Raw genomic sequence first — 13,055 nt, 5'->3', positions numbered from 1 at the left:
TCTCCAAAATCTAAATTTTTCTAATTTAGATATGGTGCCAGCCAGAAACCAACTATAAAATATTCGTTTAATCCATCTAAACCAACTATTTTAATATTCCCTTCAACTTATATCATAAACGGTGTTTTTTATGAAGGCCACAGAAAGCATGATCTGTCTTGTTGATGGAGAGCACTACCTCCCTGTGACAAGGGCAGCTGTTGAGACCCTTGACTCAATGGAACACATTGATGTCAGGGCACTGATCTTCATCGGGGGAACCGAAAAACTCAGGACATCATCACCTGAGGAGTACACCGAGATGATGGGAAGACCCGTCTACTTCGGTGATGATCCCCACAGGATACCCTATGACCTCATAGCCAGGCTCATCAGAAAGTACGGTGCAGACACGGTTATGGACCTCAGCGATGAACCCGTCCTGGACTACTCAAAGAGGTTCAGGATAGCATCGGTTGTCCTTGAGGAGGGTGCTGTCTACAGGGGCCCTGACTTTGAGTTCCAGCCCCTCACAGAATATGATATACTCAAAAAACCGTCCCTCAAGATTCTCGGGACAGGTAAGAGGATAGGTAAAACCGCTGTATCCGCCTATGCTGCCCGCCTGATCCATGAACGTAAATACAACCCCTGTGTTGTGGCGATGGGTCGGGGGGGCCCTGAGGAGCCTGAAATCGTCAGGGGTGACAGGATAGAAATAACCCCAGAGTTCCTGATGGAGCAGTCAGACAGGGGGGTTCATGCAGCCTCTGACCACTGGGAGGACGCCCTCATGAGCCGGATACTCACGGTTGGCTGCAGGCGCTGCGGTGGCGGTATGGTGGGGGATGTGTTCATAACCAACATGAAGAGGGGTGCTGAGACAGCCAACAGCCTGGACGCCGACTTCATAATCCTCGAGGGGAGCGGGGCTGCAATACCTCCAGTGAAGTCCAACAGACACATAGTCCTTGTTGGCGCAAACCAGCCCATCATAAATATAAAGAACTTCTTCGGGCCCTTCAGGATAAGGCTGGCGGATCTTGTGATACTCACAATGTGCGAGGAGCCCATGGCAGATGATGAGAAGGTTAAGGAGATCGTTGAGTTCATAGAATCCGTGAACCCAGAGGCAGAGGTTGTGACCACAGTCTTCAGGCCAAAGCCACTGGGGGATATCAGCGGAAAGAATGTCCTATTTGCAACCACCGCCCCCGACTCTGTGAAGGATATCCTGGTTGAATACCTTGAGTCTGAGTACCGCTGCCGGGTCGTCGGGACAACCCCACACCTTTCAAACAGGCCGCTACTCCAGCGGGACATTGAGAGGTACATAGATGACGCTGATGTGATGCTTACAGAACTCAAGGCGGCTGCGGTTGATGTTGCAACGAAGGACGCCCTTGAGGCGGGGCTTGAGGTCATCTACTGCGACAACATACCCATTGCGCGGGACGGTTCCCAGGATGAACTTGATGACGCCATAATCAGGGTGGTGGAGAGCGCCATAGCTGACTTCAACCTCAGAAGAACCCCATAGGGAGCAGGTGGTATATTGGATGACTCCGAGATCAGGAAACTCTTGAGGTTCACCCTCAGTGAAAAGAGGGTTATAGAGGAGCTTCAGATACCCCCTGATGCATTCATACCCCTCCTTTTTTCCATCAGGTATGGTGGTGACTGGAGCCTCAGGAAGAACTCCGGGCGTTTCATGGCTGTGAAGGAGAAGGTCACCCGCTTTGATGAGGATGAGATGACAGGGCGGACCCTTGAGATAGTTTACCTCTTCCTGAATCCCAGGGTGGTGAGGGAGGAGGGTACCGTTTACCGGCTCGAGAAGTGCGGCTCAAAAAATGAGAGGGAACTTGTAAAGAGACCCTACCGGGTCGTGGTGGATGGTGATTACATCCTCAGGGCTGTGCTTGATCCCCTTGATTTTAAGATTAAACTTAAGAGGCTCAGGAAGCCCCTTAAATTCACAGGTTCAGGGGCCTATGGTGTTTCACATGAGATGGAGCACCTTGAGGGCAGGGAGTCCCGGGGAACCCCATTCTGGGAATTCGAATATGAAATAGAGGACGACTGAAATTTCAGGAAAGTACCAGAAAAACCCCCAGAATTCAAATAATGAAATAGAAAACGACTGAAATTTTCGATAGAAATGCCCTGAACCCACACACCAACATATTCATATATGTAAATATAAGAATATGGTTATGGATGGTGATGAACAGTGAAGAACAAAAACTCTGGCTGCTGTGAAGATACAGCCGCAGTCAATGGTGAAAAATGTGAATGCAGCTGCAGCTGCGGGTTTCTGGAGTATCCTGATGAATGCAGGGTTCCGGAGCCGGAAGATCCATCAGAAAAGGCAGGCGATGAATTCATAGGTCGCCTTGAAGAATATGCACGTTCACTTGGCATCAATAATATTGGCTACGCCAGGCTGACACCCGATGTTATCCTTGCCGGTGACCCTCCCTACCGGAATGCCGTGGTCCTCACAGTGGACATGGACGACGATGCCTTGCTGACTCCCCCCGGTAGAGAGGCGAGGGAGATAAATGACAGGTTATACGAGAAGCTGGCAGATTTAACCTTCAGGGTGGCTGATTTCCTCAGGATTAACGGATATGGCGCTATGGCCATTCACCCCATGAGCGGCCTTATAGACCTCCCCCTCCTTGGACAGAATGCAGGTATCGGTTTTAAGGGCAGGAACGGTCTTCTTATAAGTCCCGGGAAAGGCCCGGCCCAGAAGATATCCGCGGTCCTCACAGGAATATCAGACCTTCCATATGGTTCCGGTGACCATGAATGGATAACCTCCTACTGCAGGAGATGTGGCAGGTGCATAAGGGCCTGTCCACAGGACGCCCTGGTGGAGGTTGAGACGTGCTGCGGATCCACGGTTCTGCTACTTGATGATAGATGCACCGGCTGCAGTGATGGATGCACCCACTGCATAGAGAGCTGCCCATTCTACAGGAAGGACTATGAAAATATAAGATCAGCGTTTAAGAGAGCAGGGAAAACTCAGGGGTAGGCCATAAAAGATCTGGCTTACAGACTTCAGCATTCCATTTTGATCCAGCACCAGTAGCACCACAAAAATGCCACCCATTCTACATTCACAAACCACACAAACAGCACCACAAATGCCAGCCATAAAAAATGCCATATTTTAATAATAATGGCGAACATAACTGGTACATGGTGTATAAGATGAAGGCTGATGCAGTAAAGATTGCAGATGGTGTCTACTGGGTTGGTGTCATGGACTGGGATATACGGAACTACCATGGCTACACCCTTGGAGGCACAACATACAACGTGTACCTCGTCTTTGGAGACGATAAGGTCGCCCTTATTGACAACACATACCCTGGAACATCCCCCCAGATGTTTGGAAGGATAAGTGACGCCTTTGAAAGGGAGGGAAGGGATGAAAGTATAGACCTCATAATCCAGAACCACATAGAGAGGGACCACAGCGGTTCAATCCTGGAGGTATGGAAGCGCCACAGACCAGAAATAATCTGCACAGAAAAGGCCTCTGAGGGACTAAGGGAACACTATCCCATCCCCGATGAAGCCGTATTTAAAACCGTTAAAACAGGGGACTCCATTGACCTCGGGGGAAAGACCCTAACATTCCTTGAGGCCCCCATGCTCCACTGGCCAGACAGCATGTTCACCCTCCTTGGTGAGGATGGGATCCTATTCTCAAATGACGCCTTTGGCCAGCACCTCTGCATCAGCAGAAGGTTCGACACCGACGTTCCTGAAGCCGTGCTGATGGACGCGGCCATGAAGTTCTATGCCAATCTGCTAACACCACTATCACCCCTTGTGCTCAGGAAGTTCAGTGAAGTAAAGGACCTTGGGCTTCTCGAGAAGATCAGGATGATCGCACCATCCCACGGGCAGATCTGGACAGACCCCATGAAGATCATAGAGGCATACACGGCATGGGCAACAGGGGAGTGCAGGGATAAGGCCACGATAATCTATGATACCATGCACTACTCAACCAGAATACTTGCACATGCACTCGCAGAGGGGCTCATGGCCGCAGACGTGGATGTTTCAATGCACTTCCTCCACGAGGATGAAAGGAGTGAAATCGTAAAGAACATCCTTGAAAGTAAGGCTGTATTCATTGGAAGCCCCACAATGTTCAACGGGCCATTCCCGAGTCTCGGGGACATAATGTACTACCTCAAGGGGCTCACATTCGATAGAACCGGATTCAGGAGGCTGGCAGTTGTATTCGGATCAAAGGGATGGGGTGGAGGTGCAGTGAGGACACTCAAAGACGAAATCAGCGCCGCAGGGTTTGAGGTTGCAGAGACCCTTGAGGTCAGCTACGTACCGGATGATGATGACCTGGCACGCTGCTACAGCATCGGAAAATCAATCGGCAAGAGGATAAAGGAGATGTAACTGATGAAGTCCGTTAAATTTAAGGGAAGCCATGACCCTGAGAAAAAAATCGTTGTGAGCCTCTTCTGGACGGTTCGAAAGACCATAAGGGAGGAGGGATGCGCCCCTGTAAGGATCAAAAGGATCAGAACATCAAAGAACACCTATGAACCCGAGGGCAGGAAACTCCTCAAGCTCTCAGATGAGATCATGGATGATATACTCGGTGATATTGAGAGGGGTAAAACGGTTGAATTTGAGATGACGATGGGTGAGGAGTCACTGAGGGTCTGGATTGACGCTGAGGGCTTTGCTGTTGAGGCATCAAAGACACCTGAACTTGAGGAGGAGATTGTTGAAAAGATAGAACATGAAACCTCAAAGCTGACACCTGACTTCTGCCAGACCTTCCTTCCCAGGATCTTCCCCAACCAGTAGCAGGAAACTGGAACCATTCAATTTTTCTTCTTTCAGTTCACAGCAACCTGAAATATGGGCTGTAACTTTAATCCTGCACAAATTATTTATAGAACCTTAAACCCATCGATAATTGCATACTTATTTAAGAGGTGATTTAATGGCACAGGGACAGCAGCCCATATTAATATTACCACAGGGCACAAGCCGTTACGTTGGAAAGGAAGCTCAGAGAATCAACATACTTGCAGGTAAGGTTCTCGCAGAGACAGTGAGGACAACTCTCGGTCCCAAGGGAATGGACAAGATGCTTGTTGACTCACTTGGAGACATTGTGATCACCAATGATGGGGTTACAATCCTCAGGGAGATGGACATATCCCACCCTGCCGCAAAGATGCTTGTTGAGGTGGCAAAGACCCAGGAAGACGAGGTCGGCGACGGTACAACAACAGCCGTCATAATAGCAGGGGAACTCCTCAAAGAAGCCGAGAAACTCATTGAAATGGGTGTTCACCCAACAATAATAGCTGTGGGTTACAGACAGGCGGCCCTCAGGGCCCAGGAGATACTCGAAGACATATCCATCAAGGCAAGTGACAGGGACACCCTCATGAAGGTTGCGGTGACTGCCATGACCGGTAAGGGTTCAGAAAGGGCCAAGGAAAAACTGGCTGAACTCGTTGTGGATGCGGTCATGCAGGTGGAAGAGGATGGTGAAATCGACAGGGACAACATCAACATACAGAGGATACAGGGAGCATCAGTTAACGAGTCAAGAATAGTGAACGGTATAGTAATAGACAAGGCAAGGGCAGACACCTCAATGCCAAAGAGGGTCGAAAATGCCAGAATAGCACTCCTAAAGTACCCGATAGAGGTCAAGGACCTTGAAACCGACGCAAAGATAAGGCTGACAGACCCATCACAGATGCAGGCCTTCATTGAACAGGAAGAGCAGATGATCAGGGACATGGTGGATAAGATAAAGAGCTCCGGTGCAAACGTTGTCTTCTGCCAGAAGGGCATCGATGACCTTGCACTCCACTACCTCTCACGTGAGGGCATACTTGCACTCAAGAGGGTCAAGAAATCCGACATTAAACGCATCGAGAAGGCCACAGGCGCAAGGCTTGTTACGAACATTGATGACCTCACAGAGGACGACCTGGGAGAGGCCGGGGTTGTATACGAGAAGAAGATCTTTGATGATGTGCTGACATTCGTCGAGAACTGTAAGGACCCGAAGGCCATCTCCATAATCCTCAGGGGAAGCACAAAGCATGTTGCAGAGGAGATGGAACGTGCACTTGAGGACGCCATAGGCGTTGTGGCCTCAACCATTGAGGACGGCGAGGTTGTCGCAGGAGGAGGAGCACCTGAGGTGGAAATAGCAAGGAAACTCAGGGAATACGCTGACACCATAAGTGGCAGGGAGCAGCTTGCGGTCTCAGCCTTTGCAGACGCCCTTGAGATCGTTCCAAAGACCCTTGCAGAGAACGCTGGACTCGACAGCATCGACGTCCTGGTGGACCTCAGGGCTGCCCACGAGGAGTCACCCTACATGGGACTTGACGTTTTCGATGGTGAAGTCGTTGACATGAAGGAGGAGGGTGTTCTTGAACCCCAGAGGGTCAAGAAACAGGCCATCCAGTCCGCTGCAGAGGCGGCTGAGATGATCCTCCGCATAGACGACATGATAGCAGCTAAGGGCTTTGATGTTTCATCAAAGGACGAAGAGGATATGGAAGGAATGGGTGGAATGGGTGGAATGGGCGGAATGCCCCCAATGATGTAACACCCAATAAATTTTTTTTCAATGCATTTAATAAAAATTATTAAATTACTATTATTTATCATGATTAATAATAGTAAAATATATAAGTCCAGAAAAACTTACTACTATCACCCAAGAAAAAATGGCGGTATGAAAAATGTCAAAGGATACCTCAGTTCTCCTGGAGGAAACAAGGGTCTTCAAACCACACTACACCATTGTGGAGGAGGCCCATATAAAAAACTGGGAGGCCGAGCTGGAAAAGGGAAAGGACCATGAGAAATACTGGGCCGAAAAGGCGAAAAGATTCGAATGGTTCAGGAAATGGGACAAGGTACTTGACGAGAGCAACAAGCCATTCTACAAGTGGTTCGTGAACGGCAAGATCAACATGACCCACAACGCCGTGGACAGATGGCTGGACACAGACAAGAGAAACCAGGTCGCCATTCTCTACGTGAACGAGAGGGGAGAGGAAAAGAAACTGACCTACTATGAACTGCACAGAGAGGTCAACAGAACAGCCAATGCCCTGAAAAGCCTTGGAATCAAAAAGGGCGACGCCGTTGCAATGTACCTACCCATGTGCCCGGAACTCGTTATCTCAATGCTGGCCTGTGCAAAGATAGGGGCCGTGCACAGCGTCATCTATTCGGGTCTGAGCGTCGGAGCACTTGTGGAACGCCTCAACGATGCAAAGGCCAAGGTCATAATAACAGCAGACGGAACCTACAGAAGGGGTGGGGTGATAGAACTCAAACCAATCGTTGACGAGGCCATACTCCAGTGCCCCACAATAGAGACAACCGTTGTTGTGAAACACACAGACATAGACATAGAGATGTCAGATATAAGCGGACGCGAAATGCTTTTTGACAGGCTAATAGAGGGCGAGGAGGACCGGTGCGAGGCAGAGGTGATGGATGCAGAGGATCCCCTCTTTATACTCTACACCTCAGGAAGTACCGGGAAACCAAAGGGTGTGCTGCACACGACAGGTGGATACATGGTGGGGGTCGCATCAACCCTTGAGATGACCTTTGACATCCATAACGGAGACCTCTGGTGGTGCACAGCAGACATAGGGTGGATAACCGGGCACAGTTACGTTGTATACGGACCCCTCCTTCTTGGAACAACGACACTGCTCTATGAGGGGGCCCCGGACTACCCGGACCCCGGGGTCTGGTGGAGCATAGTCGAAAAATACGGTGTCACAAAGTTCTACACAGCCCCCACAGCAATAAGGCACCTCATGAGGTTCGGTGAAAAACACCCGAAACGCTACAACCTGGACTCCCTCAAAATCCTTGGAACCGTTGGTGAGCCAATAAACCCCGAGGCATGGATGTGGTACTACAGACACATTGGAAGGGAACGGTGCCCGATAATCGATACCTGGTGGCAGACAGAAACGGGAATGCACCTCATAGCGCCACTTCCTGTAACCCCCCTTAAACCGGGATCCGTCACCAAACCCCTCCCTGGCATCGAGGCGGATGTGGTTGACGAGAAGGGCAACCCTGTGCCACTTGGTAAGGGTGGATTCCTTGTAATAAAGAAACCATGGCCTGCAATGTTCAGGACACTCTTCAACGACGAGGAGAGGTACCTCAACGTATACTGGAAACAGATCCCCGGTGGAGTCTACACCGCAGGTGACATGGCGAGGAAGGACGAGGACGGCTACTTCTGGATACAGGGAAGATCAGATGACGTCCTCAACATAGCCGGGCACAGGATAGGTACAGCGGAGGTTGAATCCGTCTTCGTGGCCCACCCTGCAGTTGCCGAGGCAGCGGTCATCGGTAAGGCTGACCCCATCAAGGGGGAGGTCATAAAGGCATTCCTCATACTCAAGAAGGGCCATAAGTTAAACGCAGCCCTCATCGAGGAACTCAAAAGGCACCTGCGCCATGAACTGGGACCCGTGGCTGTTATCGGGGAAATGGTGCAGGTTGATAAGCTCCCAAAAACAAGGTCAGGAAAAATAATGAGGAGAATACTGAGGGCCAGGGAGGAAGGAAAGGACCTCGGTGATACCTCAACCCTTGAAGAATAGAATGACAGAGGCGGAGGACTTCGAGATCGTGGAGGATGAGGTGATACCTCAACCCTTGAAGAATAGAAGGAGGTAAAAAATGACTGAAAAAGAAGTGGTTATATCAGATAAAACTGCCAACCCGGCTCCTCTTGGACTTCTGGGCTTCGGTATAACCACTGTGCTTCTGAACCTGCACAACGCAGGGCTTTTCCCCATAAACAGTATGATACTTGCAATGGGGTTCGCCTACGGGGGTATAGCCCAGATACTGGCAAGTGTGATGGAATACAGGAAGGGCAACACCTTTGGTACGGTTGCATTCGGCTCATATGGACTCTTCTGGTGGTCACTGGTACTTCTGCTTGTGATCCCAAAACTGAAGTTCATTGAAACAGCCGGCAGTGCAGCGGCAGCAGCAGACCCGGTTGCAATGGCATCATACCTCTTCATGTGGGGCCTGTTTACGCTGGTGATGTTCATTGCAACCCTCAAACTCAAGAGGGGCATACAGGTGATATTCATAAGCCTTGCAGTGCTCTTCTTCCTGCTCACAGCCGGTGAAATCACAGGTTCAGCCCTCATAACAACCATTGCAGGTTATGAGGGTATATTCACAGGGGCCGCTGCAATGTACGTTGGCCTTGCAGAGGTTATAAACGAAACCTATGGAAGGGATGTCCTGCCCATATGATCAGGGAAGAAACAACCCACCCTTTTCTTCTATTTTATGTCAGAATGTGACACCAGAACCTCCAGAGAAACAAAACCCCATAAATTCATTCCAGATACACCAAAATCAGAAACTCTAATTTTCACACCAGCACCTGATGATAAACTGCGAAAGACTTCTTACTGCAAACATTCAGAAAACCTTATATTGAATTAGGTTTAACTAAATTAACAGCAAGCATTTAGGTGAACCTAATGAAGCATCTCAGCGAAAATATAGAGGAGTACCTCGAAACCATCTACCGGCTATCAGAATCCAGTAAAAATGCCAGCACAACCAGAATATCAAAGGAAATGGGAATAGCCCCTGCCAGTGTAACCCAGATGCTTAAAAAACTTGATTCTGAGGGATATGTTAAATACTCCCCCTACCGTGGGGCGGTACTCACAGAAAAGGGGTACAGGATAGCCCGGAGAATAACAAGGAAGCACCGCCTTCTGGAGCGGTTCCTCCACGATGTACTTGGAATCAGGAGGGACAGGATACACAGACAAGCCTGTGAGATGGAACATTCACTCTCAGATGATGCAGAGAGGGCCCTCTGCCAGCTCCTCAACATGCCCGGTGAGTGCCCCGACGCAAACCCGATCCCTGCCTGCGACTTCAAATTCCAGACATGCGGGGAATGCATTGAACTGAAGGATACAGATGTTGAGGAAATAGGGTGCCGGGAGGGTAACCTCAAATCACTCACAGAGATGGATGAAAAACAGGCCGGGAGGGTTTCCTTCATACGGGGGGACTACAGGGTTTTAAGGAGGCTCATGGACATGGGAATAACCCTTGGAGCCCCAATAAGGATGATCAAAAGGGCCCCTCTCAGCGGACCCATCGAGGTGGAGGTCCGCGGGTCAAGGGTGGCCCTTGGAAGGGATATAGCAGACAATGTATTCATAGATACTGAAAGCTGAATTTCTGTTAACCTAATTTCAACCGGGACGTGTTTACTGATGGAGAAATCCAAGATAACCGTTGCACTCGCAGGAAACGCCAATGTGGGTAAAAGTGTGATCTTCAACCAGCTGACAGGGTCAAACCAGATAGTCGGGAACTGGCCAGGAAAAACCGTTGAAAGGGCAGAGGGCTACCTTAAATTTCAGGGCCGGGACATCCACATAATTGACCTTCCAGGCATATACTCATTTTCAACCTACTCCATGGAGGAGATAGTCTCCAGGGAGTTCATAGTCAACGAGAAACCAGATGTCGTCATAAACGTGCTTGATGCATCTGTCCTTGAGAGAAACCTCTTCTTCACGCTCCAGCTCATGGAGATGGAGGTCCCCATGGTTATCTGCATCAACCAGGTGGACATGGCCAGGCAGAAGGGAATAGTGATAGACGAGAAGAAACTTGAGGGTGCCCTGGGGGTGCCTGTTGTATCAACGGTGGCTGTTAAGGGCCAGGGACTCCAGAAACTCCTCAGAAAAACCCTTGAAGTGGCTGATAAGGGGATAAAACCGGAGGTCATAGAATACGGGGAGGAGGTTGAAAGCCGCATAAGAACACTTATGGAAGCACTCCCTGAAATTCCAGAGGGCTATTCAAAGAGATGGGTTGCCATAAAGCTCCTTGAAAACGACCCTGAGATAACCGCCATGATGCCACCCAACGTCAAAAAACTTGCAGCTGAACTTGCAGCCCAGGTTGAGAGGATACACAATGAGCCATCATTCTCTGTTATGGCCTCTGAGAGATACGCACTCTCAAATATGATAGCGGCAGGCGCACAGAAACAATCAGAGATAAAAACAACCCTCTCAGAGCGTCTTGACAGCTTCCTAACACACCCCATCTACGGTTACATCTCATCGATCCTTGTTGTTGGAGGTCTCCTCCTCTGGACCTTCGTTGTGGGTGAATTCCTATCAGATACGCTCACCAATATTTTTGGATTTTTCCAGCCAGTTGACCCCCAGTTCTCAGGTTCGATTGAATCCATAATATGGAACGGCGCCTTCGGGGGTATAGTGGCGGGTTTAACCCTCGTGATACCATTCGTCATACCCTTCTACCTCATGCTATCCTACATCGAAAATTCGGGGCTTCTCACCAGGGTAGCCTTCATGATGGACGCCTTCATGAGAAAGATAGGGCTCCATGGCAAAGCCCTAATACCCCTCATACTCGGATACGGTTGCAGTGTACCGGCAATAGACAGTACACGGATACTTGAAACCCCCAGGGAGAGGCTCCTTGCAGCCTTTGCAATATCCTTCGCACCCTGCGCCGCAAGAACAATCCTGATACTTGGGCTTGTGGCCCTCTTTGTCAGTGTATGGTGGGCCATAGGGCTATACGCCCTGGACCTCCTCATAATATTCATAATGGGTAAACTTGCACTGAAGGCACTTCCCGGTGAAACAACCGGCCTTATAATGGAGATGCACTCCCTCAAGATGCCATCCTTCAGGGTCATAGCAAGGCAGACCTGGACAAGGACAAAGTCCCTCATATACCTTGTATTCCCCATATACATAATCGGGAGCGCCCTCATACAGCTCCTCTACGCCCTCGGACTTTTAAATCCAGTAAGCAATATCATGGCTCCACTCACAGCCGGCTGGTTACACCTGCCGGTATTTGCCGGGATACTCCTGATCCTTGGGGCTGTGAGGAAGGAGTTCATCCTCCTGGGGCTTGTCTCACTGGTTGGAACAGATATTGGGGCTGCACTTACAGCACCCCAGATCCTTGTACTCACCCTCGTGGGTATGCTCTACTTCCCCTGCCTTTCAACGATAGCAGTACTTGCACGGGAATTCGGGTGGAAATCCACCTCCATAATAACCATTGCAAACCTTGGAACCGCCCTCTTCCTAGGGGGAATCTTTGCAAGGATACTGCCCTTTATCATGTGATGATCAATACTTAAGGTGCTGAGGACAGAAATAACCCTGTGGTACCATGGCAGAACTCAAGATAATATCCTGGAACGTTAACGGTTTGAGGGCCGTATACCGTAAGGGCTTCCTTGACTGGTTCATGGACGAGAAACCTGATATCCTATGTCTTCAGGAGACCAAGGCGAGTCCTGAACAGCTCCCCAGAAGGCTAAGGCATGTCGAGGGTTACAGGAGTTTCTTCACCCCCGCAGAAAGGAAGGGATACAGTGGAGTCGCCATGTACACAAGGATACCCCCAAAATCCCTCAGGGAGGGCTTTGGTGTGGAGAGATTCGACATTGAGGGCCGCATACAGGTTGCAGATTTTGATGACTTCCTGCTCTACAACATATACTTCCCCAACGGGAAGATGTCAGATGATAGGTTGAAGTACAAACTTGAATTCTATGACGCATTCCTCGAGGACGTCAACAGGGAACGGGACGCTGGCAGGAACACGGTGATATGCGGGGACTTCAACACAGCCCACAGGGAGATAGACCTGGCAAGGCCAAAGGAGAACAGCAACGTATCAGGGTTTTTACCGGTTGAAAGGGCCTGGATAGACAAATTCCTTGAAAACGGGTACGTTGACACATTCAGGATGTTCAACAAGGAGCCGGGGCAGTACACATGGTGGAGTTACAGGACTAGGGCCCGTGAGAGAAACGTGGGATGGAGGCTCGACTACTTCTTTGTGAATGAGGAGTTCGCAAAGAACGTTAAAAGGTCATGGATACTCTCAGAGGTGATGGGTTCAGACCACTGCCCAATAGGACTTGAGATAGAGGTTTAATG

The 13,055-nt window shown here is 49.8% G+C and carries 11 protein-coding genes; all 11 read left to right on the top strand.

All coding sequences use genetic code 11. The annotated features are described in order from the left end of the window. Positions 1-130 precede the first annotated feature (130 nt). The 11 genes from AB9H23_RS01890 (at position 131) to xth (ending at position 13,053) form a co-directional block, all read left to right on the top strand. Positions 131-1,519 (top strand): cyclic 2,3-diphosphoglycerate synthase, encoded by a 1,389-nt coding sequence (locus AB9H23_RS01890; RefSeq protein ID WP_321211797.1) that lies wholly within the window; start codon positions 131-133, stop codon positions 1,517-1,519. 15 nt (positions 1,520-1,534) lie between these two features. Next, the gene (locus AB9H23_RS01885; RefSeq protein WP_048175109.1) at positions 1,535-2,065 is read left to right on the top strand and encodes a RimK/LysX family protein; all 531 of its coding nucleotides are present in this window, start codon (positions 1,535-1,537) and stop codon (positions 2,063-2,065) included. Between the two features lie 147 nt (positions 2,066-2,212). After that, complete coding sequence (locus AB9H23_RS01880; protein WP_370005207.1) at positions 2,213-3,025, top strand: 4Fe-4S binding protein; 813 nt, start codon at positions 2,213-2,215, stop codon at positions 3,023-3,025. Between the two features lie 179 nt (positions 3,026-3,204). Then, positions 3,205-4,425: an FprA family A-type flavoprotein gene (locus AB9H23_RS01875; protein WP_321211795.1), complete on the top strand. Its 1,221-nt coding sequence runs from the start codon at positions 3,205-3,207 to the stop codon at positions 4,423-4,425. Between the two features lie 3 nt (positions 4,426-4,428). Further along, entirely contained in the window at positions 4,429-4,842 is a 414-nt protein-coding gene (locus tag AB9H23_RS01870; protein WP_370005205.1) for a hypothetical protein, read from the top strand. A gap of 139 nt (positions 4,843-4,981) precedes the next feature. Beyond that, positions 4,982-6,619 (top strand): thermosome subunit alpha, encoded by a 1,638-nt coding sequence (thsA, locus tag AB9H23_RS01865; protein WP_370005203.1) that lies wholly within the window; start codon positions 4,982-4,984, stop codon positions 6,617-6,619. Positions 6,620-6,755: 136 nt separating this feature from the next. Beyond that, positions 6,756-8,660 (top strand): acetate--CoA ligase, encoded by a 1,905-nt coding sequence (gene acs / locus AB9H23_RS01860; protein ID WP_370005201.1) that lies wholly within the window; start codon positions 6,756-6,758, stop codon positions 8,658-8,660. Between the two features lie 79 nt (positions 8,661-8,739). Continuing rightward, the gene (locus AB9H23_RS01855; protein WP_370005199.1) at positions 8,740-9,333 is read left to right on the top strand and encodes an acetate uptake transporter; all 594 of its coding nucleotides are present in this window, start codon (positions 8,740-8,742) and stop codon (positions 9,331-9,333) included. Between the two features lie 233 nt (positions 9,334-9,566). Continuing rightward, complete coding sequence (locus AB9H23_RS01850) at positions 9,567-10,283, top strand: DtxR family transcriptional regulator (protein ID WP_255503759.1); 717 nt, start codon at positions 9,567-9,569, stop codon at positions 10,281-10,283. A 39-nt stretch (positions 10,284-10,322) separates the two neighbouring features. After that, on the top strand, positions 10,323-12,233 hold the full coding sequence (feoB, locus tag AB9H23_RS01845) for a ferrous iron transport protein B (protein WP_370005197.1): 1,911 nt from the start codon (positions 10,323-10,325) through the stop codon (positions 12,231-12,233). A 46-nt stretch (positions 12,234-12,279) separates the two neighbouring features. Continuing rightward, positions 12,280-13,053: an exodeoxyribonuclease III gene (xth, locus tag AB9H23_RS01840; protein WP_370005195.1), complete on the top strand. Its 774-nt coding sequence runs from the start codon at positions 12,280-12,282 to the stop codon at positions 13,051-13,053. Positions 13,054-13,055 lie beyond the last annotated feature (2 nt).

It is taken from the genome of Methanothermobacter sp. KEPCO 2, from assembly GCF_041228365.1.
GTDB lineage: Archaea > Methanobacteriota > Methanobacteria > Methanobacteriales > Methanothermobacteraceae > Methanothermobacter > Methanothermobacter marburgensis.
Note: the sequence above shows the minus strand (reverse complement) of the source record. Positions and strands in the feature narration are given on the sequence as shown.